Origin of the sequence: Ureibacillus manganicus DSM 26584, from assembly GCF_000772945.1 — a bacterium.
Lineage (GTDB): Bacteria > Bacillota > Bacilli > Bacillales_A > Planococcaceae > Ureibacillus > Ureibacillus manganicus.
The window spans coordinates 21024-47878 of the sequence record NZ_JPVN01000024.1 but is presented as its reverse complement, the minus strand read 5'-3'; the positions used below and the strand labels follow the sequence as shown (position 1 = coordinate 47878).

The following is a 26855-nucleotide window of genomic DNA, read 5'->3' as shown; positions in this document are numbered from 1 at the left end:
GAGCTGACGAATACTAATCGATCGAGGACTTAACCAAATTAAACTTGAATGCTTTCAATGTCTTTATCCAGTTTTGAGAGAACGAAGTTCTTTCAGGTAAATATAGGAACTTCGCCTAAAAGCGCAACGTCCTGTTGCAACGGCGAAGCAAGTCACATCCATGTACAAGTGAAGTGATAATGGCAAAGAGGTCACACCCGTTCCCATACCGAACACGGAAGTTAAGCTCTTTAGCGCCGATGGTAGTTGGGGGCTTCCCCCTGTGAGAGTAGGACATCGCTTCGCAAAATGACACCACTGATTAAAGTCAGTGGTGTTTTTAGTATTTACAGCTAAATAGTATTGAGCTAATAAAAACGTCAATTCAGGATGAGTTGTCCTGTTCTAATAAGGAGTTTATTAAGACAGTAGGAGTATAAATTCAGGATGAGTTGTCCTAATAAGAAGCTTATTAAGACAGTGGAGGTATAAATTCAGGATGAGTTGTCCTAATAAGAAGCTTATTAAGACAGTATAGGTATAAAATCAAAATGAGTTGTCCAAATAAGGAGCTTATTTGGACAGTAGGAGTATAAATTCAGAATGGGTTGTCCTAATAATAAGCTTATTAAGAGAGTAGAGTTGGAAACTCCCGCCGAGTTGTCACGAAAAGCAGGTTTACGTGACAGTAGAGTTGGAAAATTCCGCCGAGTTGTCACGAAAGGCAGGTTTACATGACAGTAGAGGTGAAAAATCCCGCCGAGTTGTCACGAAAGAAAAGTTTACGTGACAGTAGAGGTGGAAAATCAAACCGAGTTGTCACGAAAACCCAGTTTACGTGACAGTATAGATTCAAAATCAAACCGAGTTGTCACGAAAAGCATTGATACATCTGCATTGCGAGTAGGAAGTTTATTCACAACTAACAAAACTAATTTTGCGTACTGAAAATCAATACTAAAAAAGAATAGGTTCTATTATCCAGAACCTATCCTTAAACCTATCCTTTATCTAGAAAGATCATTTTCAAGTTGCCGAGGCTTTGACTTCATTGTCACTATTCAGATCTTATTTCCTTCGTTCCTTTTGTGAAAAACCAACCTGCTAATGCGATTAAAATTAACACGCTATAGAAGATGAGCTTCCATTCAGTTGAGTGTGCAAATTCGTAAGGAATAATACCGATATCCTTATGCCCTAGTGTTAATACGGCTAATTTAACGCCAACCCAACCAACAATGGCAAACGCAGCAATTTCAAGGCCTGGACGAGAATGTAATAAACGAACAAATAAGTTAGCAGCAAAGCGCATGATGATTAAGCCAATCAAGCCTCCCGCAAAAATCACTAGAAACTTTCCGCCATCCAATCCACCAATTTGAGGGAGAGTTGTATTAGGTAAAGTCATTGCTAGTGCAACTGCGGCAAGGATCGAATCAATTGCAAAAGCGATATCCGCTAATTCAACTTTAATAACAGTACCCCAAAATCCAGATTTCTTCTTTTCTGTTTCTTCCGTATTCTCATCTTTCTTTTTAAAGACAAGCTTTCGAACAATATGGTTGATTGCGATGAATAGTAAATATAATGCACCTATCGCTTGAATTTGCCAAACATCTACTAGGAAAGAAATAATAAATAGGGAAGCAAATCGAAATACAAAAGCTCCAGCTAATCCATAAAAGAGTGCTTTTTTCCTTTCTTTATCCGGTAAGTGTTTCACCATTATCGCCAAAACTAGTGCATTATCTGCAGCAAGTAAGCCTTCTAGAGCAATTAATAATAATAATACCCAACCATATTCAAATAAAATCGAAAGTTCCATTTCAAGTCATCCCCCTTAATTTAAATTTAAAATTCACTTTGTAACTGGACTGTATTTATTAATCCGGTTAATCCTAAAAGCATCGAACTAATTACATAATCTCCAACTCCATTCAATAAGATTCCTTCATTGAAAGCTCAGTATCTGATATTGGTACTAAAAACAAAAAAACCTTTACCAGAGATGGTAAAGGTCAAAAAATAAAGACCTTTACCGTTGTTGGTAAAGGTCTTGCTTACAACACGTTCGTTGCCAACAAAGCCGAGAAGAATTAAAACTTCCGTAATGACGACTTTGCTGTGATAGCTACTCCCCTTTAGGAGAACTATTCAATTAAGTAACTACAGCATAAGGCATCATTCAAATTCTGTCAATCATATTTCTATAATTAAATATAAAAATGCTCAAAAAAGCAAAAAACTTCTATCATTAACTTAAATTATATCTCTAATATAGGATGGAAAGAATCATTTATTATGTTAATATTTAACTAATTGAATAATAGGGGGAATAAAAATGAAAAATAAGATCTATGATAACGTGCTTATGAATGGTATTTGTGAGTGATGCAATAGTTATTGGGGGAGAAATATGTTAAACAAACAAGGATTTGATTTATGGGCAAACCAGTACGATCAAACGGTACAAATTAGTGAAGAAAATAATCAATATCCATTTGCGGGTTATAAAGCAATATTAAATATGATTTTTAATGAAGTTATGCAAAAAGATAATGCTAATGTATTAGATATTGGTGTTGGTACGGGAGTTTTAACAGCTAAGCTATATGAGAATGGTCATCGAATACATGGAATTGATTTTTCCGCGAAGATGATTTCAATTGCAAAAGAGAAAATGCCAAATGCAAACTTACTAGAGTGGGATATTACTAATGGATTACCAGCTGAACTACTTGAAAATAAATTTGACTTCATTGTGAGTACTTATACCTTGCATCATTTAACGGATGAACAAAAGGTGCAATTTATTTCAAATTTGCTCCCATTACTTGATGCTAAAGGGAAAATTTTAATAGGTGATATTGCATTTGAAACTCGGGAAAAGCTAGAATCGTGCCGAAAAGAAAGTATAAACTATTGGGATGATGATGAATTTTATTTTTTTTTCGATGAATTAAAGGCTTTGCTTTCAAATAGTTGTCATTTAGAATTTTATCAAATTTCTCATTGTGGTGGAGTTTTTATGATTTCAAAATAATTATAAAAAGGAGTCGTATTTAATGCGACTCCTTTTAATGTTAACTTAACTGTTTTGTCATTAATACGTGGGGAATGCCATCTTCCATAAATATATCAGAAGCTGTTTGATAACCTAGTCGATGATAAAAACCTTCTGCATGTGTTTGTCCGTGCAATTTCACTTTTAATACGCCTTTTTCTTTCGCAATTTCTTCTAAAGCTTTAACAATCACTTTACCAAGACCAAGATTTCGATATTTTTCCAACAAGCAGATTCTTTCCAATTTCCCATATTCATCAACAATTCGAAGTCTACCTGTTCCAACTGCTTGTTCATGATAATAGACAAGTATATGGCCACAACGCCCATCTAATCGGTCGAATTCATCAAATTCATCTGCTAAAGGGACCCCTTGTTCTTTTACAAAAACTTCTTTTCTTATCTCAAATGCTAAATCTAATTGTTCTTCATTTGTAATCTTTGTTGTAGTTTTCATTCGCTTTATATGTCCTTCCACATTTACTTATTCTTATTTTAATAATTCTTCTGCTATTAGCCGATAGGACTCAATTCGGTCTTCAGGAGAGTGGGTGATTGTTAAAATCATCATCTCATCTGCTTCGTAGTGTTTGGCCATGTCCAGTAATGCCAAACTAACTTCTTTTGGATTACCAATAATCATTCTCTTTTTCATGGCATTAAATTGTTCAGATTCTTTATCACTCATAGCATAATTTTTTGCTGTATCAATCGAGGGAACATTTTTCCCTTCGCCTTTTGCAATTAATAATTGCCAAACGAGATTACTAAGTGCAATTTCTTCTGCTTTATCACTTGAACCAGCACATATAACAGGGACTGTAACAATTACTTGTGCCGCTTGACCAGGTATCCGAGGTTGAAAGTTTTCACGGTAAGCTTGCACAATTGCAGTACCGTCCTGATCACTCATAAATTGGCCAAAAGCATAAGCTAATCCATACTTCGCTGCTAAAATTGCACTTTTCATACTTGTCCCAAGCATCCATGGAATTGGTAAAACCTCAGGGAGAGGGGAAGCGGTCACTTTTGAGAATTCATTGTCACTCGGAAAATCTTGATGGAAAAAGTGAAGTAGCTCTTGAACCAGTTCAGGCATTTTAAACACTTGTTGCAAAAAGTTATCTGATAAAGCATTTGTTGCTTCTGCAGAGCCTCCAGGTGAACGACCAATGCCCACATCAATACGATTAGGGAATAAAGTAGCAAGCATATTGTAAATTTCCGCTACTTTATAAGGTTTATAGTGAGGGAGTAGTACTGCTCCTGCCCCAATACGAATTTTTTTCGTATGGGCCCCAATAAAACTTAACATCACTTCAGGTGCCGAACAGGCTAGTCCTGGTAAATCATGGTGCTCTGCAATCCAATATCTCGAATAACCGAATTGTTCTCCTGCATGAGCTAACCTCATTGAAGACATGAGTGCATCTTGGGATGTTTGATTCGATGCAATGGGCGATTGATCTAATATACTTAGTTTCATCAAAGCATCCTCATTTCTCGCGTTTAACTTCCACTAAGACTAATTTATAATCTGCAATTTGACCTTCCTTATATAAATCTGTTATGGAAGTAGAGTAGTTATAGATGGTCCCTCGGAAAGATAAATCTCTACTAGGCACTTTCACATCAAAGGTACCTTCATAGAGTAATACCGCAATATCGTGATAATCATCACTTGTTACCTTGAAATCAATATATATTTTATGTAAACCATCAACTTGTTCTTCTTGATAGTGCTCCGCTTTTATTAAATGATTATTTAAATAAATTTCTTTAACCAAAATGCATTGCTCCTCTCTTATATGATATTAGCATTGACTTAAAATTGCGTAAAAGAATTGGTTTTATTTTTCGTTTTTGACCTAGATAAGAGAAATATAATAGAAAATAACAAATCAGTGGGGATGCTGCCTATTGACATGTCCATTTGCAGCACTTGCCAATATGAATCTCCACTGATTAAAAGTTTATGATATTACCATCTAAATGCGGAAACTAATGCGATTCCAAGGATAGCACCGAGTGCAATACCATAACCTAGATTGCCATATCCTCCGCGAAAGCCCCAAAACCCTAGCCCATATCCGCCTTGACCTCTGTTTGGTTGAATCCAAACCATCTCACTATCTACTTTTGTAATTCTACCAATATGTTTATTTCCTCTATTATCTGTTATGCAGACCATTTTACCTCGGTATCTACAACAGAGATCGTATGCTTGTCGTTTATCCATCATGTAACCTCCTTTACTTAAAGATTCTAATTAATATATGGCGGGGAAAAAGGAACACACGAGTTAATAGTCTAAGTCATAAGATAGAAAAGAGGAGGGATAGGGTTGGTAGTTGAACATACAAATAATCTACTTGAAAGATTAGTTGAAATGTCACGCCCTGGGTTAGAGCAATCACCTATAAATTATGTGCAAGATTTGTTGTACGAACAGCTGAAAAATCACTTTCCAAATATATCACCTGAAGAATTATATTTTGAATTATTGAATAACGGTTTGTTTGATTCCCAGGAAGTAATAGATTTAGGTAAAACTTTACGTAGCTTGGAAGAAAAGAATGTTTGGAGAATTGTTCAAGTAGAGTTTGAGCGATTGAAACATTTGTGGGATGGAGAAGATTGTCCCATTTATATTTTCCCACTAACAAAACATCGACCTAACATAGATGGAATCGTAGCAAATAAAAATGGAGTGACTTATAAAGAGGCAGTCATTCTCTTTGTTTCACAAGATCTTGCTGAGACGGAAATAAAAGCAATGATCGCACATGAATATCACCATTTTTGTAGGTTAAACATTCTAAACAAAACACCAGATGCGATGTCGCTAAAAGAATCGTTAATCCTGGAAGGAATGGCAGAATGTATGGTAGAAGAATTGTATGGTGAAAAATGGTGCTCACCTTGGGTTTCAAAATATTCAAAAGAAGAATTAATGAAGAAATGGAGAAAAGTATTCGTGCCTTCTTTAAATAAGAAGGATGTTAGCAAGCACTTTCAATTTTTGTACGGGGATGGAACGCGACGACTTCCAAATTGGATTGGCTATTGTATGGGCTACTCAATCGTAAAATCATTTCTCGTGAAGAATAGCAAAGTCGCCCCAAAAATCCTTCTTAAACTTTCGGCAGATGAAATCATATCAAATTCTGACTTTGCATTATAAATGAAATCTTGCTACAACACGTCGTAAAGTTACTTTGCCACATACATTAAGAAAATAAAAATGCCGTAACCCCTAATGAGGGTTACGGCTATATATTAAGACAACAATACGTTGTCTGAATTGGAAATGGAACGCAAATTTAGTCTTTACTCAATAATTCGTTTTGCCCCAATATAGCGTTCTTTCCAATATTTATCGCTCATTTTAACAACTTTTACGCCACTCATTGTAACCCCTGTAAAGGTTCCATCACCATTATAAATTCCTACAAATGACACTTTTCCTTTTTCACCAGTAGCATAAAAGACTAAATCACCTGACTGTAATTCGCTTTGCTTCACAGAAGCACCAGTCTTATATTGTAATGCACTTGTTCTTGGGATGTTCATTTTCGTTGCTGCATTTTTATAGACATATTGTGTAAAGCCACTTGCATCAAACCCTTTTGGTGATGTGCCACCCCATTTGTATTGGCTATCTACATAATTTTTGGCTACTGCTGATACTTCTTCACCATAGTTAATCGTCGCGGAAGCATTCGGAGCTTGGGTGAAAAGGAATAAAGCCACAATCGTTAATGCTGAAACAACCATCTTCACAAATTTAGGTAAACGAACTGTTAAAGACATGAAAACCCTCCAAAGATCATTTTTTGTATTACGAACTAATAGACGGTAAAATTTGAAAAAAGTAACATGATTTTTTGAAAAAAAATATATAATTATGAAAAACGTCAAATTAGTAATAAAACAAAACTTGAATGCATAGTCGAATTAAAATCAGTTTGCATAATTTGACATACCCAAAAAGTGCCATTAAACTAAAAATTGTACTCTGATTTTTTATTTCAAGCAAAGGGGGATTATGAAAAATGCAATATAGAAGACTAGGGAATACAGGGTTAAAAGTAAGTGAAATCAGCTTAGGGAGCTGGTTAACATATGGTGGATACATGGAATCAGATTCAGCAATTCGTACGATTCACCGTGCATATGATTTAGGCATTAACTTCTTCGATACTGCCAATGTTTACATGCGCGGAGAAGCAGAAAAAGTAGTTGGACAAGCAATTAAAGATTTCCAACGTGAATCCATTGTACTTGCAACGAAAGTCTTTTGGCCAATGGGTGAAGGGCCGAATGACAAAGGTCTTTCAAGAAAACATATTATCGAACAAGCAAACGCTAGTTTAAAACGTCTTAATGTAGATTACGTTGACATATACTACGCTCACCGTTTTGATTCTGAAACACCGGTTGAAGAAACATTACGTGCCTTTGATGATTTAGTACGTCAAGGGAAAGTTCTATACCTAGGTGTGAGTGAGTGGACAGCAGAACAAATTTCAGAAGCAGTTCATATCGCAGACAAAAAACTACTTGACCGCATCGTGGTAAATCAACCGCAGTACAATATGTTCCATCGTGTGATTGAGAAAGAGATTATCCCAGTGAGCGAAAAACATGGAATTGGCCAAGTGGTATGGTCTCCTCTTGCACAAGGTGTGTTAACAGGTAAATATAAAAAAGGTGCAGGCCTACCGGAAGGAAGCCGAGCAACTACAAACAACACTTCAATTCAACGCTTTTTAACAGACGAATATCTAGATAAAGTCGATCAGTTAACAAACATTGCAAATGAACTTGATATATCACTTTCTCAACTTGCAATAGCATGGATTTTAAGACAACCTAATGTAGCAAGTGCGCTAGTTGGGGCAAGTCGTCCTGAACAAATCGAAGAAAATGTAAAAGCTTCTGGCATTGTTTTAGAAGATGCAATTATTAATAATATTGAAGAAATTTTAAAATAATAAAATAAAACATCCCTCAAGGTTAGAGTAAATCCTTGAGGGATGTTTTTTTGCAATAATATTCATATACTGTTGTGTGTCAATAATTATCATCTTCTAATTCCGATAGGATTTCATTATGTTCTCCTAATATAGGTGGTGCATTTTTGTAATCTATGTTTAGCTCAGAGAATTGAAGGGGATTTTTAATGAACTTAATATTGCCGTATGTCGGATGTTCTATTTCACCGATTAAGTTTCGAGCCTTCGTCTGGGGGTGTTCCAATGCTTCTGCAACTGTAAGCACTTGTCCACCGGGAATTTTATATTCTTGAAGCAATCCAAGCCAGTCTTCACGATTTTTCGTAAAAGTAATTTCATTAATCATATCTGCTAATAGATTCTCATGCGTTTTACGGAGGACATTTGTTTTGAAACGTTCATCTTGTATCCACTCTGACCTGTCTAACATATTACAAAGCTTCACAAATTGTGAATCAGTACCAGCGCAAATCATGATTAATCCATCTTTGCATTTAAATGCTTGATAAGGGGCAATATTGTTATGCTGATTACCAAGTCGTTTTGAAATATAACCCGCATTCAGATACGCACTTGTAACATTCGCCATGCTACTCAGTTGAACATCAAATAAAGATAGATCGATAAATTGACCTTTACCGGTAAGATCCCTCTGTCGAAGCGCAGCTAAAGCTCCAATGACGACATAGTGAGAAGTTAAAATGTCTACAATAGGTACGCCAACTCTGGTAGGTTCTCCATCGATTGCCCCAGTAATGTCCATCAAACCACTCATTGCCTGAATGACAGGATCAAAACCAGGTTCAGAAGCAAGTGGTCCTGTTTGACCAAAACCAGTTACAGCAATGTGAATAATACTTGGATTCACTTTTTGTAATTCTTTGTAATGAACCCCTAGTTTCTCCATATCACCGGTTTTAAAATTTTCTATAATGATATCTGCATCTTTTACAAGTTTCTTAAATTTTTCACGTTCGGATTCTAGTTTTAAATCAAGAGTAATAGATTTTTTATTGCGATTCGCACTTAAATAATAAGTACTTTGTCCATTGGAGAAGGGCCCCCATTCACGCATACTATCTGAACCTTCTGGATGTTCAATACGAATGACTTCGGCTCCTAAATCTCCTAAGAGCATCGTACCTGTAGGGGCTGCTAGAACACGTGATAAATCTAAAACTTTAATATTTTCGAGTGGTTGCATTGTTTTCACCCCAATTATTAGTTTAGAAATTTAATGTTGTAAACTTATCCTTTGCTACCCGTATGCCGTATAACATTTATTTATGCGTACGATTTATGGAATATTCGAAATGGTGAAGATATAAGAATGATCTGAAATGTAAGGGGAGAGTCAAATAATAATGCAAAAAAGCTATAAGCTCAATATTATTCGATATCAGCTCATAGCTTATTACTGTCACTATTTTTTTAATTCATCCATTAAGCTTGTACTATGCATCATATGTCTTTTTGCCGATGGGTCAAAATGGAGTTTCGCACTACTAACTGCGATAGGCGCTTCGCCAAAGCCTGTGACGATTAGTTTTGCTTTTCCCTCATAGGTACAAATATCTCCTGCAGCAAAAATGCCAGGTATATTCGTTTCCATTTTACTGTTCACAACGATGGAGTTTTTCTCTAGTTCAAGACCCCAGTTTTTTATAGGACCTAGGGAAGATAGGAAGCCATAATTTACAATGAGATCATCAACCTCTAACGTAACTTTTTCATGATTTTTCACTTCTTGAAGTACAATTTTCTCTATTCGTTCATCTCCAACTAGTTCTACTGGGACATAAGGTGTCATAATTTGGACATGTGAGTTTTTTAAATTTTCAACACTGTTTTCGTGAGCTCGGAATTCATTTCTTCGGTGAACTAATGAAACCTCTTTTGCAACTGGTTCTAACATTAGCGCCCAGTCTACAGCAGAATCTCCACCACCAAGTACGCAAACACGTTTTCCTTCAAATTTATTCATATCTTTAATGAAGTAATGCATATTTGTGGACTCAAATCTTTCTGAATCATCGAGTTGTAGTTTTCTTGGTTGGAATGCACCATTACCTGCTGTAATAATAATCGTTTTTGTATAATGTACTTCAGTATTCGTCGTTAGTTTAAACGAACCATCCTCTAATTTTTCGACGCTTTCAATTGCTTGTCCAAGGCAGATCGTTTGCTCGAAATGATTCATTTGTTCGATTAGATTGTCAATAATATCTTGTGCTCGAACTTTTGGAAAAGCAGGTATATCATATATAAACTTCTCTGGATACAATGCTGATAATTGACCGCCCAGTTGTGGAAGACTTTCAATAATTTTTACAGAACATTGTCTCATCCCAGCATAAAAAGCAGTAAATAAGCCTATTGGACCTCCACCAATAATCGTGATGTCATAGACTTCTTCGTTTTGCGACATTGTCATTACACTCCTTTAAGACTAATTCGTCTTCTCAACTTCTATAATTTTCAATAAATTTAGTATACCAAATTTTTGTGAAAAGTAATTCGATATACACCCGGATGAGAAAATGATTACTAGCAAGCATTACATAAGGAAATTAGTAAAATATTTTTTAAAAAGGCGAGTTCATCAAGAAAATATAGTATAATAGGATATTAATATGGTTTTTAACATGTTCATTTCCTTGTTTACTCCGTGCTTGTTCAAGGGAGGGACATATACATAGATTGGCAGTTTTACTACAATATTCTTAATGAGGTGATGTACGATGAAATTAAATGATTGGTTGAATAATGAAATTCCTAACATTGCTAACTCGCTAGTAGACGTTCATAGTAGTTATTTTTCTATTGAAAAGACAATAGGTTTTGCAGGGCAACAGAAGGTTTATACAATTCTAGAAAATTTCCGAAATGCTCTTTTCCCTTGTTTATGCGACAAATTTCCTACCTTTGATACAAGGGTGAATATTGGCATTGGCAATAAACTACGATCATCTGCCTTAGATTTAAAAGATTTGATTGAAAAAGTAGTTTCAAATGAGAATAATGTTGCAAATAATGATGTGACATTGGATGCAGATCAAATCGTAATGGATTTAATTACTAAATTCCCTGACATTCGAAATACAATTCAAACAGATATTCAAGCTGCCTATAATGGGGATCCTGCAACAATTTCAACTGAAGAAATATTGTTTAGTTATCCTTCGATTCTAGCAATTACGATACATAGAATTGCTCATGAATTATACAAATCAGGGGTACCAATCATACCTAGAATTATGTCGGAGCATGCTCATAGTTTAACAGGTATTGACATACATCCTGGTGCGACAATAGGGGAGTACTTCTTTATCGACCATGGTACAGGAGTTGTAATTGGTGAAACTTGTACAATTGGAAAAAATGTGAAAATCTATCAAGGGGTAACATTAGGCGCGAAAAGTTTCCCGTTAGATGAACATGGTAATCCAATCAAAGGAATTAAACGTCATCCAGATATTGAAGATAATGTTGTTATCTATTCAGGGGCAACGATTCTTGGCGGGGATACAAAGATTGGTCACGATTCTGTCATCGGGGGTAATATTTGGCTCACTCAATCAGTTCCACCAAATTCAAGAGTCTATCAAACACAACCTTCTCCAAAGATTAAAAACGATTAATAAACGTAGAGGATTACAAACACCCACTTGCAAGCTTACATGTTGGGTGTTTTTTTTTTGCTGATCTTTACTTGGTATTTGATTAGATGTTGAGGTGATATTCTTAACTTTAGAAGAATAATATACGAAACTTAGTTATATTGGAACGTTAAACAGTATAATTAACAAAATAGTAAAAAATGTTATAATCTATTAGTATAGGCGCGAATGTCTATGATATAGTGGTAGAGAATAAAATAGTTAGGAAGGAATGTGAAAACATGAGTAACGGTATTTTTAAGATCCCATCTCCTAAAAACGAACCTGGTAACACGTATGCGCCAGGAACAAAAGAGAGAGCTTCATTAAAAGCAGAATTAGAGCGTCAATCAAATACTGTAGTTGAAATTCCTGTAATTATTAATGGTCAAAATATAACAACTGATAAAGTAAAACAAGTAGTAATGCCGCACAATCACCAACATGTATTAGCAAACTATTCAGAAGCTGGTGAAAAGGAATTACGTGATGCAGTAGAAGCAGCAATGGCTGCAAAAGAATCATGGGCTAATATGCCATGGGAACACCGTGCTGCAATTTTCTTAAAAGCGGCTGACTTAATTTCTGGTCCATATCGTGACCTTATAAACTCAGCAACAATGTTAGGTCAATCAAAAACAGCTATTCAAGCTGAAATCGACGCTGCACAAGAATTGGCAGACTTTTTACGTTTTGGTGTAGATTATGCAAACCAAGTGTATCAAATCCAACCAGATAGCATGAAAAATGTCTGGAATCGTACAGATTATCGTCCCCTAGATGGTTTCGTGTTAGCGATTTCACCATTCAACTTCACAGCAATTGGTGGAAACTTACCATCTGCACCTGCAATGATGGGGAACGTAGTCGTTTGGAAGCCAGCATCGACTGCAATTCTAGCAAACTATTACTTCATGCGCATTTTAGAAGAAGCAGGCTTACCAAAAGGTGTTATTAACTTTGTCCCATCACGTGGTTCACAAGTTTCTGATATCGTATTAACAGACCCACGTATGTCTGGATTCCACTTTACTGGATCCACAGCAACATTCCAAACGATTTGGAAAACAGTTGGGGAAAACATTGCAAACTACAAATCATATCCTCGTTTAGTAGGGGAAACTGGTGGTAAAGACTTCGTGTTTGCTCACGAATCAGCACAAGCTGACAAAGTGGTAGCTGCTCTTGTACGTGGTGCATTTGAATACCAAGGTCAAAAATGTTCTGCAGCTTCTCGTGCTTACATTCCAGCTAGCCTTTGGGAAACAGTAAAAGATGGTGTAGTAGAAGAAGTAGCAAAAATCAAAGTTGGGGATGTTCGTGATTTCCGTAATTTCATGGGTGCGGTTATCGACAAACCAGCATTTGACTCAATTGCAAACTATATCGACTATGCGAAAGAATCAGAGGAAGCAGAAATTATTGCTGGAGGAACTTATGATGATTCTGTTGGATACTTCATCCAACCAACAATTATCGTAACAACAAATCCAAACTTCAAAACAATGACAGAAGAAATCTTCGGTCCAGTTTTAACAATCTATGTTTATGAAAATGATAATTTAGAAGATACTTTAGATCTAGTAGATACAGCGTCTATGTATGCGTTAACTGGTTCAATCTTTGCACAAGATCGCCAAGCAATCGTTCATTTAGAAAACCGTTTATCTGGTGCAGCTGGCAACTTCTATATTAACGACAAACCAACTGGTGCAATGATTAACCAACAACCATTTGGTGGTTCTCGTGGTTCAGGTACTAACGACAAAGCAGGATCAGTCTTCAACATGATTCGTTGGACAACTCCTCGCGTCATTAAAGAAAACTTTGCACCAACAACAGATGTTGCTTATCCATTTATGGACGAAGAATAAATATTTTAAAGAGGTCGGAAGCGCGATGCTTTCGGCTTTTTTTTATGTGTTCGGTATTTGTTTCCGAAGTTTTAATCAATAATCCCGAAGTCTCGAGAAGTAATCCCGAAGATTTTCATAATAATTCCGAAGTTTATATTTCCTCAGATTATACAAATAACAAATAAGACATTAGCGATTTTATAAAATGAAAAAGGGAGGTTCTATGCCTCCCCAAACTCTGTAAATATATTTTTATGCCAACGCTTCAGTTTCGTAATATTACAGTTCGAAAATAATGGTTGTTTATAAGTAATGAAAATAGAGTATTAATCTTAGTAATACTTATTACAACACATAAATTTACTAATTTTATGATAAATGTAAATTTATTAACTTTGTTACCGTAGAGTAGTACCTGTTTCAGAGGATTGTAAAGACACCTGAGAAATCTGGAATTTAGGCGGATTTTTTGGTTCTACAAAGAGAGTAGAATAATAAGCATCAGCAACTGTAACAAAATAAACAAAGATAAGTAAAACTTTCATTCAACTATTCAAAACAATCAATTTCTCCTTTTTTCTCGTTAAATAACGGTCTAATCTATATACGAAGTAGTATTTAAATAGTTTCATCTAACTTGTTTGTATAGGATTTAATGAAATCTGTGTCGAATAGTAATCAAGAGGATAACGCTTGTTATCAACTGGTGTTATTAATCTCGAGTTTTGAAAATCAACTATTTAAAAGGGAAATCCGAGAAAGGTAATTGAAAATGACACTAAAAACTGAATTGTTAAACTTAGATCAATCCATACAAACTAGTAATATGGATCATTTAATTGAAAGAATTTTAGATCAGATAGGTTCAACAGATCCTGAACTTAGAGATCATTTAATCTACAATACATTTGGAAAACTAATAAAGGACCTATTCGAGAAGTTGGATGGAATATTAATTGATTTATGTACCTGTCACTAGTCTCAAAAGGAGGCATTAACTATGAACTGTATTTTTTGCGAAATTATTACTAAAAGGGAAAAAGCTTATATTATCCATGAAAACGATCATGTTTGTTGCATCTTAGATATTAATCCGATAAATAAAGGCCATGTTCTGGTTATTCCTAAAAAGCATTACATAGAATTTACAGATGTTGATCAAGAGTCTTTATATAACGTAATAATAACTGCACAGAAAATTGCAAATGTAATAGAAAAAACATTTCAAGCAGACGGAATAACGATAATGCAAAATAATGGAATTTTCAAAGATGTCGACCACTATCATATGCATGTATTCCCGCGTTTTCAAAATGACGGCTTTTCATGGGTTGAGCCCGATATCGATGTAATGGAAGAAGATTTAATTGCTATTGGTAAAACTTTAAAAACTGAATATTTAAAAGGAGATGTCTGATTATGTTTATCGAGTTAACTTTGTCAGATGGAACAAAGACACTTATTAATAAAAATCATATTGTCCACGTCTGGGAGGAAAAAGGCAGAGACTATAATTCTGCGCTAGAGACAATCCTTGACACAGATGGTAGCTATTATTTCATTAAAGAGTACTATGAGGACATTAAACAAATGTTAATAGATTAAAAGGTGTACTAAATGGGGTGACAATCTATGCAAAAATGGTACGGTTCATCAGCAATTTGTATAAATAAACATGGGGAATTGTTAATGGTTTTGCAAGGAAAACCAGATGAAAATAAGCTGTGGGCAACACCTTCTGGAGGAAAAGAGCGCGGAGAAACCTTTGAAGAATGTTGTGTACGCGAGGTGAGAGAAGAAACCGGCTACATCGTAGAAATTGAAGATAAAATTTACGTGAAGCAAAATGAATTTGTGGAAGTCCATTATTTTTTTGCGAAAGTTGTTGGTGGAAGTAGAAATTTTCAGGATCCTGACCAATTGATATACGATATTGCTTGGAAATCTATCGAGGAGTTAAAATCTTTAGAATTATCCTTCCCTGAGGATAGGCCATATTTGATTAATATATTAAGAAATCTTAGAGATAATGGAGTGGAACTAGATGAAACCTAAAGTTTTAATAACTAGAAGAATCCCTGAACCAATCATTGATAAAATTCGTGAAGTGGCTGATGTGTTTATTTGGGAAAAGGAAGACATACCCATACCTCGAGATTTGTTAGAGACTAAAATTGTAGAAGTGGAAGGTTTATTTTGTTTATTAACAGAATCGATTGATGCGCAGTTGTTAGAAAAAGCTAAGAATTTGAAAGTAATTAGTAATATGGCGGTCGGGTATAACAACATTGATATTGAAACTGCGACAAAAAAGGGGATTTTGGTAACGAATACACCTGATGTTTTAACTGAAACGACTGCGGATTTAACGTTCGCGCTACTTATGGCTACCGCTCGCAGATTAGTAGAAGCTTCTGACTTTTTGAGAGCTGGGCAATGGCAGACTTGGTCGCCAAATCTATTAACAGGGCAAGATATATTTGGAGCTACTATAGGGATTATAGGAATGGGGAGAATTGGTGAAGCGGTTGCGAGAAGAACAAAAGGCTTTAATATGAAACTCTTATATAACAACCGAAACAGGAAGCTCGAAGTTGAACAGGAACTTGGGGCTACCTATGTTCCTTTTGAGGAATTACTTAGAGAGTCAGATTTTATTCTTGTTATGACTCCGTACACAACAGAGACGAAAAACCTCATTACTGCAGAACACTTTAAATTAATGAAGAAAAATGCAATTCTCATAAATACAGCAAGAGGCGGGATTGTTAACGAATCTGATTTATACGAAGCGCTTGTGAAAGGCGAAATATGGGCTGCGGGATTAGATGTATTTGAACAAGAACCTATATCAACGGACCATCCTTTATTAACATTACCAAACGTCGTGACTTTACCTCATATAGGAAGTGCAAGTATCGCAACTCGCATGAAAATGGCTGATCTTGCGGCTGATAATTTAGTTCAGGCTATAAGGGGCGAGATGCCATTGAATCTTGTGAATAAACAATGAAGCATTTTTGATTTTAAATCTTTTAATATTTGGGGGAAATGAATGAGACTTATTTTGCTATGTGTCATCATTTTACTACTATTGTCAGGTTGCTCAAATAAGATCACTTTAGAATTAGTCGATGCTACAGTTGCGATCAAAGAAACAACGATCGTAGGATTTTCTTCAACTGAACATGACGGAGAAATGATTCTTCCTAATATATTAAGTTACAATTTTAGTTTAAAGAATATTGGTGTAGATGCTGTTGGCGGATATGGTAAATTACAAGGTTCTAATTACGATGAAGGGTTGCAGGTCACGTTAGAGCCAGGTGAAAATTTACTAACACTTTCTAAAGAAATGTTGGGTGTAAATATTTTTGAGGAAAAAGGGAGAAAACTCGGCGCTGGAGAAACGAGTAAGCCGATACTCGAACCAAATGAGCTTGGCGAATTTACGCTAGACTTTATATTAATAGAGATTACAGAAAACTCCGGAATTAAAACACCTTCCACCAAACAATTGCAAAAGCTACAAGAAATTGCCTTGGATGCAACAATCATTGTCTCGATAAAAGATAAAGAAATTGCCCAGTTTGAGCTTAGTAATAAGGAATTCTAAAACGCAATCTACGAAGGTTACGTACTTCACAGAAAAATCCCGAAGTTTTTAACCAATGAATGGCGACGTTATCCAACAGGGGTAACGTTTTTTTATTTTACTGGAAAAATATAAATGACTATTTTATATAGGAAGACGGAATAATAGAGAAAATGATTACGAATGGATTGTGAAGGGATGACAGAGTTGGGGTAAAAAAATGCAAAAAAAAAAGAAATACTTATAGAATTACAAAAAGTCATTGAAAAAGATATGAGAACGTGATAAGTTTATATAGATATGCATTGTAATTTAATATTTAAGTATATTATCCCTATTTTAATTATACAATGCATACATGGAGAAAGTCAACTGTTTTATCTTATTTTTTTAAGGGGTGTAGCTATGAACCGGGAACTAGAGCAAAAACGAGTAGATAGTGTCATCAAGATCCTTGTTAAGGAAATCAACAGATTGGAAGACGAAACTGGTAGACGAAAAAGTGAAGTGATTCAAACACGTAAAAACTTTTGGGATGAGGTCAAGGTGAATACGGACACGTTTGATGATTATTTGGAGACGATTATCAGTTTGCGTCAAGAGGCACAAGCACTCTCTGTCATTCAAACCACTCATAAGCATGCATCCAAGCGCTTATCAACATTAACCAAAATGCAAGAAATCCCGTATTTTGGACGGATTGATTTTTTAGAAGATGGGTTACCTGCAACAGAACAAATTTATATTGGGATTTCATCGCTTACTGATGCGAGTGGGGAAGATTTCCTGATCTATGACTGGAGGGCACCAATCTCTAGTGTGTATTACGATTATCAGCCTGGTCCTGCAAAATACACAACTCCTGGGGGTGTAGTCGAAGGGGTATTGGAGAAAAAGTGGCAATATATTATTCGCGGCGGCGTTCTTCAATCGATGTTCGATACGAGTATCACGATTGGCGATGAGATATTACAGCAAGTACTTGGTAAAGTTACTGACAAAAAGATGCATAATATTGTTGCAACCATTCAACAAGAGCAAAACCGAATTATTCGACACGATCAAGGAAGGTTGCTTATTGTTCAAGGGGCGGCAGGTAGTGGAAAAACATCAGTGGCCTTACAACGTATTGCTTATTTACTTTACAAATATCGCGATCGCATGAATGCTGACCAAATTATTTTATTCTCTCCTAATTCCATGTTTAGTAGTTACGTTTCCAATGTTTTACCGGAGCTTGGGGAAGAAAATATGCAACAGGTGACGTTTCAAGATTATCTATACAATCGTTTAAGTGATGAGTTTGAAGTTGAAAGTCCATTTGAGCAATTAGAGTATGTATTAACATCTCATGGTGCGCCCTTCTATAGTTCTAGATTAGCGAGTATTCGTTTTAAGGCTTCAATTCAATTTTTTGACGCTATACTATCCTATAGACAGTCACTGGAATTAGAAGGAATGCAATTTAAGGATATTACCTTCAGAGGAAAACCAATTATCTCATCACAACAAATCATTGATCGATTTTACAGTCATGACACACAGTTGCGTTTCCATAATCGATTGGAAAAATTGAAGGACTGGATTTTGGAACAAGTAAAAGAAAAGACACGATACGAATGGGCACAGGCTTGGGTTCAGGAGGAAATCGAGCTTTTGAGTAATGAGGAATACTATAAAGCTCAAATTACCTTGGCGGAAAAACGAGGCTATAAAAAGGATGCAGTTGCCGATTATGATATGGAGCCAGAAGCTCTGGCACGTTTAATCGTTCAGCAAAAATTAAAACCGTTACGAAGACGAATCCGCAAACTTCAATTCATTAACTATAAAGAAATATATACACAACTGTTTTTAGACAGGGCTAAAATTTCTCGTTGGTTAGAAGGGGAAATACCGGAGGAGTGGGATGCAATTTGCCTAGGAACAATTGAATTGGTAGATGATGCAAAACTATCTTACGAAGATGCAACACCATTTCTACTGTTAAAAGAACTTATTCAAGGCTTTCATACAAATTCTTCGATCAAACACATCGTTGTTGACGAAGCCCAAGATTACTCACCATTCCAGTTTGAGTTTTTAAAACGACTATTTCCTGCGGCAAAGATGACCGTACTTGGCGATTTTAATCAGGCAATTTTCGCCCACTCTAGCGACAAAAATAATTTTAACTTACTTACAAATCTTTATGGGCCAGATCAAGCCGAATTAATTACCATCAACAAAAGCTACCGATCAACAAAACCGATTGTTGAATTTACAAAAAGATTAGTTCCAAATGGGGAACAAATTATTCCTTTTGAACGAGATGGGGAACTTCCTGTATTGAGAAAAATAAATACTTATGATGAGTTGCACAGTAGCATTGCCCTGAAGATTGAGGAATTAAGAAACCATGGTTACCAAAGTATTGCCGTAATTTGCAAATCTGCAGAAGAAAGTTCACGTGCTTATGAAGCCTTGTCCCACATTGATGGAATGAAACTACTCAAGAGCAGTTCCTTTGATTTCGAGCAAGGAATAGTCATTGTTCCATCCTATTTGTCAAAAGGTATTGAATTTGATGCGGTCATCATCTATGATGCATCGGAAAATGTATATGGGGATGAAAGTTTACGAAAAGTTTTCTACACAGTTTGTACGAGAGCTATGCATTGTTTGGAGCTTTATAGTATAGGAACACCAACGCCATTTTTACAGCGAGCGCTTGATGAAGGATTTATTCAAGTTTAGCTTTCAGTGATTAAGAGCCCAATCTCCTCGATGTGAAAATTGAGGGATTGGGCTGTTTTTTGAAGCGTGCGAAAATTCACTTGATGCTTAAGAAGTTAATCTAATAGAAAGTTGTTATTGTTACATATATCGCTGGGGAAGTCGCTTAATTCTATGGCTAAGTAGCTCAAATCATGCGAAATTCCGCTTAATAAATCCACCAGAGCTAAAGTCGCTCAATTTTCGGGGAAGCCGCTCAATTGTGTTAATCAATCGCTCAATTCCAATCAAAAGCCGCTCAATTCGTGAGAAATTCCGCTCAATAAATCTAATTAGAGTAAAGTCGCTCAATATTCTGGGGAAGTCACTCAATAAGGGTTAACAATCGCTCAATTCCGATTGAAAGCCGCTCAATTATTGCAAAATTCCGCTCAATAAATGCAAACTTAGCCAAAGTCGCTCAATTCTCGGGGGAAGTCGCTCAATAAGGGTAAACAATCGCTCAATTCCGATCGAAAGCCGCTCAATTATTGCAAAATTCCGCTCAATAAATGCAAACTTAGCCAAAGTCGCTCAATTCTCGGGGGAAGTCGCTCAATAAGGGTAAACAATCGCTCAATTCCGATCGAAAGCCGCTCAATTATTGCAAAATTCCGCTCAATAAATGCAAACTTAGCCAAAGTCGCTCAATTCTCGGGGGAAGTCGCTCAATAAGGGTAAACAATCGCTCAATTCCGATCGAAAGCCGCTCAATTATTGCAAAATTCCGCTCAATAAATGCAAACTTAGCCAAAGTCGCTCAATTCTCGGGGGAAGTCGCTCAATAAGGGTAAACAATCGCTCAATTCCGATTGATAGCCGCTCAATTATTGCGAAATTCCGCTCAATAAATGCAATCTCGGCCAAAGTCGCTTATTTCTCGGGGGAAACCGATCAATAAGGGTAAACAATCGCTCAATTCCGATTGAAAGCCGCTCAATTCGTGAAAAATTCCGCTCAATAAATCCACCAGAGCTAAAGTCGCTCAATTTTCGGGGAAGCCGCTCAATTGTGTTAATCAATCGCTCAATTCCAATCAAAAGCCGCTCAATTCGTGAAAAATTCCGCTCAATAAATGCAATCTCGGCCAAAGTCGCTCAATTCTCGGGGGAAGTCGCTCAATAAGGGTAATCAATCGCTCAATTCCGATTGAAAGCCGCTCAATCTGTCCTAAAATGGCGAAAGAAATTTCATCAAGTCGATGTATAAATTTAATACTAATTGTACATTATATTTGAGGGACATAAATATTACTATTCCGAAGTAGCTCAGTGGTAGAGCAATCGGCTGTTAACCGATCGGTCGTAGGTTCGAGTCCTACTTTCGGAGTCATACCATCAAGAGCATGTTTTGAGATTTTCTCAGAACATGCTCTTTTTATTCAACTAACCAAAATCATCCACTTGAAAAATAGAACAAATGTTCCTATAATGATATATAGAAAGTGAGGGAGCTGCATGCAGTTAAATTCAGATATAAAAAAAACGATTCATTTATACGTCATTCTAGAATTAGCTATCAAATCATTGCAGCATGATCAGAAACTATTTGAATCATTTACAGTAAAACGACCTTATATTTCACTTTGCGAACAGCAAATCAACATATTAAAAGAAGAGTTTAAAAGGACTGCAAGAGCTCTTTTAAAACAGGGGATAAAATTTGAAAAGTATCAAGCAACGAACAAAAACGAGTGTATGTATTCTTTTCTTTGCCGGGGTGAAATTTTAACATTTCATTATCAAGGGGATGCATTGAAGAAACAAGTGGAAAAGAAGATTAGTTTAATTTGGAGCAACATAAAAGGGGAACAACAGCATGAATCCATACGAACCAACGAAAACACTTTCAGATGACGAACGACAACGCTTAAAAGAAGAATTGATCCAAATTTTAGAGCAAAACACACTAGAAGAAATTGAAGTGGCGTTGTGCCAAATTATTTCTACATAAAAATGTTTGCGCTTAGAACTATCTCTGTGTGATTAATCAAAAACTCCTCGTGAAAACGAGGAGCTTTTTTGTTTCACATCTTCACTTGTTTTTTTTCCACCATCCCAACGATAGTTTAGTTGATACAAATCAGATGACATATGATGAATTGAATTTAAAACACTAGGAAGGATGATCTCATGCATTCCCATTTTAAAAAGTGGAACCCGTATGTAAGTCCATTTGATCCATGTCCCCCACTAAATGTTAAATATTATTCTACGCCTCCAAACCTCTATATAGGCTTCCAACCACCTGGATTGCCTCAATACCCAAATGCAAGCGAAGCATTACGTAGTGGAACACTATGGCCAGCACTTTATAGCCCATATCCGAAACCGAATTCTGTAGAAGGGGAGGAAGAATCATGAATCAACAACCGCAACAGCCTCAACTACCTCCAGAATACTATCAACGATTAGAAGAAATTCAAGCCATTGATTTTATCTTAATTGAATTGAATCTATATTTAGACACTCACCCAAACGATCAGGAAGCTATTAATCAATTTAATGAAACAGTTAAAAAGAGTATTAAATTAAAAATGAAATTTGACATTGATTTTGGATTGCTAATCAATTTCGGTAGGGGCTTTACAGATTGTTCATGGGAATGGAACGATACCCCATGGCCGTGGCAAGTCTAACACAATAGGGGGAAAAGAAAATGTGGTTTTACGAAAAAAAGCTTCTCTATCCTGTAAGAGTGAGCACTTGTAATCCAATGTTGGCTAAATTTTTACTCGAATTATATGGTGGTGCTGATGGTGAGTTAGCTGCAGCCTTACGCTATATGAATCAACGATACTCTGTACCCGATAGACTAATTAGTTTACTAACGGATGTTGCAACAGAAGAATTAGCACATCTAGAAATGATTGCTACGATGATCTATAAACTTACAAAAGATGCAACACCAGATCAGTTAAAGCAAGCGGGACTTGGGGAGCACTATGTCAATCATGACCGTGCATTATTCTATACGAATGCGGCAGGAGTACCGTTTACAGCTGCATATATACAAACTAAAGGTGACCCAATCGCTGATATGTATGATAATATTGCTGCTGAAGAAAAAGCACGTGCAACCTATCAGTGGATGATAGACCTCTCTGATGATCCAGACTTAAATGATAGCCTGAGATTTTTAAGGGAAAGAGAAATAATCCATTCCCAAAGATTTAGAGAAGCCCTTGAAATTTTAAAGGAAGGGCAATGATTTAAAAATTAGAATATTGACCGCGCAAACTAGGTAAGTGAAAAAGCACTAAGAGTCAATTGTGAATAAATTTGGCATTCCTCCAACAAAAAATAAAAGAGCTTCTTCAATTGGAGGAAGCTCTTTCGGTTACAATACTAGTAATCGTTCTATATAAATAATCCGTCTTTGCAATATACTGCTCTGGTTTGAAACGAGTTACGATAAATGGAAAGAGAATAGCTTCATTCTGAGTAGGATCATGGTAAATGCTAAATGAAATATGTTCAGTCTTCATCTTAGGATCCTCTAGGGAAATTAAGTACTGTGTTTCAGAGCGTTTAGGACTGTAGGTTTCATCAGTTCCCTGAACAACAGCATCCCTTAATGCCTCAATAATCTTTTTTGCCTCATCTTCAATAAGGTTAATTCGAAACTGTTGATCTCCTTCAATCACATAAAGAAACCCAGCTGTCAAAGAGTCAATTGTACTATATTGATACGACTCCTGTGCAATTTCTGGAATTGTTGTATCTCCATAACGGTAGTTATAAAGGAAGAAGCTTAATAGGACAACTCCTAACAAGAGAACGATAAATTTCAATCGTTTTCTATTCAACAACACACCCCCTTATTAATTGTAGCACCACATTGAAAAAACTGAAATATACATTTAACAGAAATTGGGAACGATGAGTTGATGTGTTAATTCGCTTAAGATATAACAGTATCTTCAGTGAAACAAAACCTACATTGATCACGAAGTATGATCAGAAAGAAATTATTAAATGAGATAGGTATTTATGCATTAAACCTTTATTCATACAATAATCTAAATAATGGAAATTTATGAGAACTAGGACAATATCCAATACACCTTTTTTGGACCAAAAAATAATTGTATGTAAGATAAAATAACTAGAATAAACTTCAGTCTAAGAAGGGTTAATATGTATTTTTATCGAATAATTCATGGAAACTAAATAATTGGAGGCATTAAATGATTCAAGAGAAAATTGTAATCGGTTCTAATACAAAATACCCACTTAACGGAATGTTGACGATTCCAAATGAGGCAAATGAATTGTATCCAGTAGCTGTGTTCGTTCATGGTTCAGGCCCAAGTAATATGGATGCACAAATTGGACCTAATACGTTCTTTAAAGACATCGCAGAAGGTTTGGCAGAAAAAGGAATTGCAAGTATACGGTATGATAAAAGAACTTTTGTGTATGGTAAAGTGATGAAAGATGACCCTGGACTGTCGGTAAAAGAAGAAACGATTGAAGATGCAGTCCGTGCCGCAGAATTGCTAAGAAAACATCCAAAAATTGATCCGAACAAAATTTTCATCATTGGTCATAGTTTTGGTGGGATGTTGGCACCTCGTATTGATGCAGAGGGTGGAAATTTTGCTGGCATAATCATAATGGCGGGTTCTCCACGGAAGTTAGAAGAAATCATGATGAGTCAAAATGATGCAGTACTAAATTCTCTAAATAAATTATTAAGATGGATAGCAAAAAAACAAATTGCCGCATTCTCCAAAAAATTCGACAATCTCTATGATCTAACAGATGAGCAAGCAAAATCTACTAAGCTATTGGGTAATCTCAGAGCATATTACTTTAAAGAAATGGGAGCCAGCCCTGCAAGTAACTATCTAAAACAATTAGAGAAACCAATTTTCATTATATTAGGTGAAAAGGATGTTCAAGCGAGCATAACCGAAGACTTTGAAGGATATAAAGGACTTTTGAAAGACAAAGAACATGCGAAGTTCAAACTTTACCCGAACTTGAACCATTTATTCATGAACTCTGTATACGGTAACATTATGAAAATAAAAAAGGAATATGCAATTCCACAGAAAGTTGACCAACAAGTAATTAATGACATGGCAGAATGGATTTTATCAAACTAAGGAAGATTAGTTTGCTGGATTTGTATTTGTAAAGGAATTTTAACCATTAAATCAACCATCCTAACAAAAGGAGGGAATTTAATGGCGTTCAAAATAGTATATTTCTTAATTATCTTCACTTTTGGGTTTTCGATCCATGCATCTGCTGAAATTCATGAAAAGGCTGCATTTGTCAGAGATCATCACCTTTGGATTAAAGATGGTGACAGTGAAATACAAATTACAAAGGACCATTTTGCTTATAACCCACAGTGGTCAAAGGATGGGCGATTTCTTGGATTTTTGAAAGGTGAAGAAGACGGGTCAAATCAGCATTTGTTTATATACGATACGATAGAAAAAGAAACGTTTCAGCCAGTCTCAATGGAAACAACGAGTTTTAAGTGGTCTCCAATTTCGAATGTAATTGCCTTTAAAGATCAAGGACTCTTAAACGTCACAAAAATAAAAAACGGGCGACCGTATGGATTTGAAAACGTTGCGCTAGGTGTTGGGTCTTATGAATGGTACCCAGATGGACAGTCTTTTATTGCTTCTTCTACATCAAACTTGCTTCCTACAGGATGGGAGCCTGTAAGTATTTATCAAATACCTGTAGATGCAAAACTAGATACAGCAAAAGTTAAAACTCTTTATACATTACCAAAAATGACGGATGATTTTTTTGCAATAGATGCAGAAGATTTTAAATGGAGCGCGGACGGTAAGTGGGTAAGTTTTATGGCAACTCCAACAGCTTCATGGTCAATGGACAGCAATACACTTTGTGTACTATCAAGCGACGGAAAGGTTTTTCAAATGGTCACAAAGATGCTTGGATTTTACGATTGGTTTAAATGGGCACCAATCAAAAATCAGCTTGCATATATTTCAGGTGAGGGTCGATTTTTTGTTGAGAATAAGAACGCGACTGTGAAAGATATTCCTTCTACAAGAAAGCCAACAAACTTTACTCCAGCAGGATTTGTTGACCTTGATATTGAGTGGTTTTCGGAGGATGAAATCATTGTTGCACGGGCGAAGGAAAATAAAGAGTGGAAAGAAGGACCTGTTCCTACGATGTATACGGCTTTTTATCTAATTAATATTAAAACCGGAGAACAAAAGCAAATGACGTTTCCAAAAGACAATGAAATCGACACTGCACCTCAAGTAATTGATTCTAACGTCACTTGGTTACGACATTCCCCAAACCAAAATCAATATGATGTATGGATGAAACCGAGTATTCACGGACAAGAACGATTGTGGCTTCAGAATGTTGGTACGGCACCTACTTTTTACGAAAAAATTAACTAACTAATGATACGTCGATTCAATTTAGGAAGATTACAAAGAAGGTTCCTATATAAGGGACCTTTTTTGTTATAGTAGTGGTAAGAGAATACAGTAACAAGGAGAAATAAAACCCCAATGGAAATAAAGAATGCAATTGATGAATATATCCTACAGTTTCCCGAAGATATACAAGAAATCTTAAATACAATTAGAAAGGAAATAAAGGAAATAGCCCCAAATGCAGATGAAAAAATTAGTTATGGTATGCCCACATTTGTATTAGAAAGAAATTTAGTTCATTTTGCAGCATACAAAAACCATATAGGTTTCTATCCAACACCTAATGGGATTGAACGCTTTAAAGAGGAGTTATCAGAATATAAAACGTCAAAAGGGGCAATTCAATTCCCGATTGAAAAGCCGATCCCTTATGAGTTAATAAGCAAAATAGTAAAATTTAGAGTAGCTGAAAATAAAGAAAAAGCTGAGGTAAAGAGACGGAAAAATTAACTCAACGTAAACTAGGGGTTCGGTCGGTT

General features: G+C 35.9%; 30 protein-coding genes, 1 tRNA gene and 1 rRNA gene. 22 read left to right on the top strand and 10 right to left on the bottom strand.

The window, feature by feature from the left end; all coding sequences use genetic code 11:
• Positions 1 to 169 precede the first annotated feature (169 nt).
• Positions 170 to 285 (top strand): 5S ribosomal RNA (rrf, locus tag CD29_RS15925).
• 751 nt (positions 286 to 1036) lie between these two features.
• Here rrf and CD29_RS15920 read toward each other — a convergent pair.
• Entirely contained in the window at positions 1037 to 1804 is a 768-nt protein-coding gene (locus CD29_RS15920; RefSeq protein ID WP_036189048.1) for a TerC family protein, read from the bottom strand.
• Between the two features lie 591 nt (positions 1805 to 2395).
• On the opposite strand from CD29_RS15920, the gene CD29_RS15915 reads away from it, so the two are divergent.
• Positions 2396 to 3022 carry a class I SAM-dependent methyltransferase gene (locus CD29_RS15915; protein ID WP_036189045.1) on the top strand — a complete coding sequence of 209 codons (627 nt, stop codon included), beginning with the start codon at positions 2396 to 2398 and terminating at the stop codon, positions 3020 to 3022.
• A 40-nt stretch (positions 3023 to 3062) separates the two neighbouring features.
• Here CD29_RS15915 and CD29_RS15910 read toward each other — a convergent pair whose 3' ends face one another.
• The 4 genes from CD29_RS15910 to CD29_RS15895 all read right to left on the bottom strand — a co-directional run bounded on the left by CD29_RS15910 (position 3063) and on the right by CD29_RS15895 (position 5282).
• Positions 3063 to 3500, bottom strand: a complete 438-nt coding sequence (locus tag CD29_RS15910; RefSeq protein WP_052124209.1) for a GNAT family N-acetyltransferase — start codon at positions 3498 to 3500, stop codon at positions 3063 to 3065.
• A 33-nt stretch (positions 3501 to 3533) separates the two neighbouring features.
• A complete protein-coding gene (locus CD29_RS15905; protein WP_036189043.1) occupies positions 3534 to 4529 on the bottom strand; it encodes an LLM class flavin-dependent oxidoreductase in 996 nt (331 codons plus the stop codon).
• 10 nt (positions 4530 to 4539) lie between these two features.
• Entirely contained in the window at positions 4540 to 4830 is a 291-nt protein-coding gene (locus CD29_RS15900; RefSeq protein ID WP_036189041.1) for a DUF3219 family protein, read from the bottom strand.
• 194 nt (positions 4831 to 5024) lie between these two features.
• Positions 5025 to 5282: a hypothetical protein gene (locus CD29_RS15895; protein WP_036189038.1), complete on the bottom strand. Its 258-nt coding sequence runs from the start codon at positions 5280 to 5282 to the stop codon at positions 5025 to 5027.
• 105 nt (positions 5283 to 5387) lie between these two features.
• Between CD29_RS15895 and CD29_RS15890 the strand changes: the two genes are divergently transcribed.
• Positions 5388 to 6227, top strand: a complete 840-nt coding sequence (locus CD29_RS15890; protein ID WP_052124208.1) for a DUF2268 domain-containing protein — start codon at positions 5388 to 5390, stop codon at positions 6225 to 6227.
• A 146-nt stretch (positions 6228 to 6373) separates the two neighbouring features.
• On the opposite strand, the gene CD29_RS15885 is transcribed toward CD29_RS15890, so the two are convergent.
• Positions 6374 to 6856 carry a C40 family peptidase gene (locus CD29_RS15885; RefSeq protein WP_036189036.1) on the bottom strand — a complete coding sequence of 161 codons (483 nt, stop codon included), beginning with the start codon at positions 6854 to 6856 and terminating at the stop codon, positions 6374 to 6376.
• 242 nt (positions 6857 to 7098) lie between these two features.
• Here CD29_RS15885 and CD29_RS15880 point away from each other — a divergent pair, with 242 nt between their 5' ends.
• Positions 7099 to 8040 (top strand): aldo/keto reductase family protein, encoded by a 942-nt coding sequence (locus CD29_RS15880; RefSeq protein ID WP_036189034.1) that lies wholly within the window; start codon positions 7099 to 7101, stop codon positions 8038 to 8040.
• Between the two features lie 79 nt (positions 8041 to 8119).
• On the opposite strand, the gene CD29_RS15875 is transcribed toward CD29_RS15880, so the two are convergent.
• Positions 8120 to 9265: a CaiB/BaiF CoA transferase family protein gene (locus CD29_RS15875; RefSeq protein ID WP_036189032.1), complete on the bottom strand. Its 1146-nt coding sequence runs from the start codon at positions 9263 to 9265 to the stop codon at positions 8120 to 8122.
• Positions 9266 to 9484: 219 nt separating this feature from the next.
• Positions 9485 to 10489: an NAD(P)/FAD-dependent oxidoreductase gene (locus tag CD29_RS15870; protein WP_036189031.1), complete on the bottom strand. Its 1005-nt coding sequence runs from the start codon at positions 10487 to 10489 to the stop codon at positions 9485 to 9487.
• A gap of 313 nt (positions 10490 to 10802) precedes the next feature.
• Here CD29_RS15870 and epsC point away from each other — a divergent pair, with 313 nt between their 5' ends.
• The 12 genes from epsC to CD29_RS20820 all read left to right on the top strand — a co-directional run bounded on the left by epsC (position 10803) and on the right by CD29_RS20820 (position 21878).
• A complete protein-coding gene (epsC, locus tag CD29_RS15865; RefSeq protein ID WP_036189028.1) occupies positions 10803 to 11702 on the top strand; it encodes a serine O-acetyltransferase EpsC in 900 nt (299 codons plus the stop codon).
• 260 nt (positions 11703 to 11962) lie between these two features.
• The gene (gene pruA / locus CD29_RS15860) at positions 11963 to 13594 is read left to right on the top strand and encodes an L-glutamate gamma-semialdehyde dehydrogenase (RefSeq protein ID WP_036189025.1); all 1632 of its coding nucleotides are present in this window, start codon (positions 11963 to 11965) and stop codon (positions 13592 to 13594) included.
• A gap of 754 nt (positions 13595 to 14348) precedes the next feature.
• Positions 14349 to 14555, top strand: coding sequence for a hypothetical protein (locus CD29_RS15855; protein WP_036189022.1), 207 nt, complete (start codon positions 14349 to 14351; stop codon positions 14553 to 14555).
• Between the two features lie 21 nt (positions 14556 to 14576).
• Positions 14577 to 14993 carry an HIT family protein gene (locus tag CD29_RS15850; RefSeq protein WP_036189019.1) on the top strand — a complete coding sequence of 139 codons (417 nt, stop codon included), beginning with the start codon at positions 14577 to 14579 and terminating at the stop codon, positions 14991 to 14993.
• A 2-nt stretch (positions 14994 to 14995) separates the two neighbouring features.
• Positions 14996 to 15181, top strand: a complete 186-nt coding sequence (locus CD29_RS15845; protein ID WP_036189016.1) for a hypothetical protein — start codon at positions 14996 to 14998, stop codon at positions 15179 to 15181.
• A gap of 27 nt (positions 15182 to 15208) precedes the next feature.
• Positions 15209 to 15631, top strand: a complete 423-nt coding sequence (locus tag CD29_RS15840) for an NUDIX hydrolase (protein WP_052124207.1) — start codon at positions 15209 to 15211, stop codon at positions 15629 to 15631.
• On the top strand, positions 15621 to 16589 hold the full coding sequence (locus CD29_RS15835; RefSeq protein WP_036189014.1) for a 2-hydroxyacid dehydrogenase: 969 nt from the start codon (positions 15621 to 15623) through the stop codon (positions 16587 to 16589). Before CD29_RS15840 ends, CD29_RS15835 begins: the two co-directional genes overlap by 11 nt.
• Before the next feature lie 42 nt (positions 16590 to 16631).
• Positions 16632 to 17192, top strand: a complete 561-nt coding sequence (locus tag CD29_RS15830) for a hypothetical protein (RefSeq protein ID WP_036189012.1) — start codon at positions 16632 to 16634, stop codon at positions 17190 to 17192.
• A 384-nt stretch (positions 17193 to 17576) separates the two neighbouring features.
• Positions 17577 to 19907 (top strand): RNA polymerase recycling motor HelD, encoded by a 2331-nt coding sequence (helD, locus tag CD29_RS15825; RefSeq protein WP_036189010.1) that lies wholly within the window; start codon positions 17577 to 17579, stop codon positions 19905 to 19907.
• 1275 nt (positions 19908 to 21182) lie between these two features.
• Positions 21183 to 21254, top strand: a tRNA-Asn gene (locus CD29_RS15820).
• Positions 21255 to 21382: 128 nt separating this feature from the next.
• Entirely contained in the window at positions 21383 to 21781 is a 399-nt protein-coding gene (locus CD29_RS15815; protein ID WP_036189006.1) for a hypothetical protein, read from the top strand.
• The gene (locus tag CD29_RS20820) at positions 21744 to 21878 is read left to right on the top strand and encodes a hypothetical protein (protein ID WP_268871004.1); all 135 of its coding nucleotides are present in this window, start codon (positions 21744 to 21746) and stop codon (positions 21876 to 21878) included. Before CD29_RS15815 ends, CD29_RS20820 begins: the two co-directional genes overlap by 38 nt.
• Positions 21879 to 21910: 32 nt before the next feature.
• Here CD29_RS20820 and CD29_RS20525 read toward each other — a convergent pair whose 3' ends face one another.
• Positions 21911 to 22069 carry a hypothetical protein gene (locus tag CD29_RS20525; RefSeq protein ID WP_169716196.1) on the bottom strand — a complete coding sequence of 53 codons (159 nt, stop codon included), beginning with the start codon at positions 22067 to 22069 and terminating at the stop codon, positions 21911 to 21913.
• Between CD29_RS20525 and CD29_RS15810 the strand changes: the two genes are divergently transcribed.
• The 3 genes from CD29_RS15810 to CD29_RS15800 are packed head-to-tail and all read left to right on the top strand — an operon-like array spanning position 22058 to position 23135.
• On the top strand, positions 22058 to 22288 hold the full coding sequence (locus tag CD29_RS15810) for a spore coat associated protein CotJA (RefSeq protein WP_036189004.1): 231 nt from the start codon (positions 22058 to 22060) through the stop codon (positions 22286 to 22288). The two genes, CD29_RS20525 and CD29_RS15810, sit on opposite strands and share 12 nt — an antisense overlap.
• Entirely contained in the window at positions 22285 to 22563 is a 279-nt protein-coding gene (locus CD29_RS15805) for a spore coat protein CotJB (protein WP_036189001.1), read from the top strand. The genes CD29_RS15810 and CD29_RS15805 overlap by 4 nt, the downstream gene beginning before the upstream one ends.
• Positions 22564 to 22583: 20 nt before the next feature.
• Positions 22584 to 23135: a manganese catalase family protein gene (locus CD29_RS15800; protein WP_036188998.1), complete on the top strand. Its 552-nt coding sequence runs from the start codon at positions 22584 to 22586 to the stop codon at positions 23133 to 23135.
• Positions 23136 to 23241: 106 nt separating this feature from the next.
• On the opposite strand, the gene CD29_RS15795 is transcribed toward CD29_RS15800, so the two are convergent.
• Entirely contained in the window at positions 23242 to 23733 is a 492-nt protein-coding gene (locus tag CD29_RS15795) for a hypothetical protein (protein WP_036188996.1), read from the bottom strand.
• A gap of 381 nt (positions 23734 to 24114) precedes the next feature.
• Between CD29_RS15795 and CD29_RS15790 the strand changes: the two genes are divergently transcribed.
• From CD29_RS15790 to CD29_RS15780, 3 genes are all read left to right on the top strand, one after another.
• Positions 24115 to 25038, top strand: a complete 924-nt coding sequence (locus CD29_RS15790; RefSeq protein ID WP_036188994.1) for an alpha/beta hydrolase family protein — start codon at positions 24115 to 24117, stop codon at positions 25036 to 25038.
• An 81-nt stretch (positions 25039 to 25119) separates the two neighbouring features.
• Positions 25120 to 26337 carry a TolB family protein gene (locus CD29_RS15785; RefSeq protein WP_036188992.1) on the top strand — a complete coding sequence of 406 codons (1218 nt, stop codon included), beginning with the start codon at positions 25120 to 25122 and terminating at the stop codon, positions 26335 to 26337.
• 114 nt (positions 26338 to 26451) lie between these two features.
• Complete coding sequence (locus CD29_RS15780) at positions 26452 to 26826, top strand: iron chaperone (RefSeq protein WP_036188990.1); 375 nt, start codon at positions 26452 to 26454, stop codon at positions 26824 to 26826.
• The last annotated feature ends 29 nt before the right edge of the window (positions 26827 to 26855 follow it).

What these genes read in the sequence shown, in the direction of transcription:
- CD29_RS15920 (WP_036189048.1), bottom strand. Translation starts at nt 1,804, where the DNA reads ATGGAACTTTCGATTTTATTTGAATATGGTTGGGTATTATTATTATTA.
- CD29_RS15915 (WP_036189045.1), top strand. Translation starts at nt 2,396, where the DNA reads ATGTTAAACAAACAAGGATTTGATTTATGGGCAAACCAGTACGATCAA.
- CD29_RS15910 (WP_052124209.1), bottom strand. Translation starts at nt 3,500, where the DNA reads ATGAAAACTACAACAAAGATTACAAATGAAGAACAATTAGATTTAGCA.
- CD29_RS15905 (WP_036189043.1), bottom strand. Translation starts at nt 4,529, where the DNA reads ATGAAACTAAGTATATTAGATCAATCGCCCATTGCATCGAATCAAACA.
- CD29_RS15895 (WP_036189038.1), bottom strand. Translation starts at nt 5,282, where the DNA reads ATGGATAAACGACAAGCATACGATCTCTGTTGTAGATACCGAGGTAAA.
- CD29_RS15885 (WP_036189036.1), bottom strand. Translation starts at nt 6,856, where the DNA reads ATGTCTTTAACAGTTCGTTTACCTAAATTTGTGAAGATGGTTGTTTCA.
- CD29_RS15880 (WP_036189034.1), top strand. Translation starts at nt 7,099, where the DNA reads ATGCAATATAGAAGACTAGGGAATACAGGGTTAAAAGTAAGTGAAATC.
- CD29_RS15875 (WP_036189032.1), bottom strand. Translation starts at nt 9,265, where the DNA reads ATGCAACCACTCGAAAATATTAAAGTTTTAGATTTATCACGTGTTCTA.
- CD29_RS15870 (WP_036189031.1), bottom strand. Translation starts at nt 10,489, where the DNA reads ATGTCGCAAAACGAAGAAGTCTATGACATCACGATTATTGGTGGAGGT.
- epsC (WP_036189028.1), top strand. Translation starts at nt 10,803, where the DNA reads ATGAAATTAAATGATTGGTTGAATAATGAAATTCCTAACATTGCTAAC.
- pruA (WP_036189025.1), top strand. Translation starts at nt 11,963, where the DNA reads ATGAGTAACGGTATTTTTAAGATCCCATCTCCTAAAAACGAACCTGGT.
- CD29_RS15855 (WP_036189022.1), top strand. Translation starts at nt 14,349, where the DNA reads ATGACACTAAAAACTGAATTGTTAAACTTAGATCAATCCATACAAACT.
- CD29_RS15850 (WP_036189019.1), top strand. Translation starts at nt 14,577, where the DNA reads ATGAACTGTATTTTTTGCGAAATTATTACTAAAAGGGAAAAAGCTTAT.
- CD29_RS15845 (WP_036189016.1), top strand. Translation starts at nt 14,996, where the DNA reads ATGTTTATCGAGTTAACTTTGTCAGATGGAACAAAGACACTTATTAAT.
- CD29_RS15840 (WP_052124207.1), top strand. Translation starts at nt 15,209, where the DNA reads ATGCAAAAATGGTACGGTTCATCAGCAATTTGTATAAATAAACATGGG.
- CD29_RS15835 (WP_036189014.1), top strand. Translation starts at nt 15,621, where the DNA reads ATGAAACCTAAAGTTTTAATAACTAGAAGAATCCCTGAACCAATCATT.
- CD29_RS15830 (WP_036189012.1), top strand. Translation starts at nt 16,632, where the DNA reads ATGAGACTTATTTTGCTATGTGTCATCATTTTACTACTATTGTCAGGT.
- helD (WP_036189010.1), top strand. Translation starts at nt 17,577, where the DNA reads ATGAACCGGGAACTAGAGCAAAAACGAGTAGATAGTGTCATCAAGATC.
- CD29_RS15815 (WP_036189006.1), top strand. Translation starts at nt 21,383, where the DNA reads ATGCAGTTAAATTCAGATATAAAAAAAACGATTCATTTATACGTCATT.
- CD29_RS20820 (WP_268871004.1), top strand. Translation starts at nt 21,744, where the DNA reads ATGAATCCATACGAACCAACGAAAACACTTTCAGATGACGAACGACAA.
- CD29_RS15810 (WP_036189004.1), top strand. Translation starts at nt 22,058, where the DNA reads ATGCATTCCCATTTTAAAAAGTGGAACCCGTATGTAAGTCCATTTGAT.
- CD29_RS20525 (WP_169716196.1), bottom strand. Translation starts at nt 22,069, where the DNA reads ATGGGAATGCATGAGATCATCCTTCCTAGTGTTTTAAATTCAATTCAT.
- CD29_RS15805 (WP_036189001.1), top strand. Translation starts at nt 22,285, where the DNA reads ATGAATCAACAACCGCAACAGCCTCAACTACCTCCAGAATACTATCAA.
- CD29_RS15800 (WP_036188998.1), top strand. Translation starts at nt 22,584, where the DNA reads ATGTGGTTTTACGAAAAAAAGCTTCTCTATCCTGTAAGAGTGAGCACT.
- CD29_RS15790 (WP_036188994.1), top strand. Translation starts at nt 24,115, where the DNA reads ATGATTCAAGAGAAAATTGTAATCGGTTCTAATACAAAATACCCACTT.
- CD29_RS15785 (WP_036188992.1), top strand. Translation starts at nt 25,120, where the DNA reads ATGGCGTTCAAAATAGTATATTTCTTAATTATCTTCACTTTTGGGTTT.
- CD29_RS15780 (WP_036188990.1), top strand. Translation starts at nt 26,452, where the DNA reads ATGGAAATAAAGAATGCAATTGATGAATATATCCTACAGTTTCCCGAA.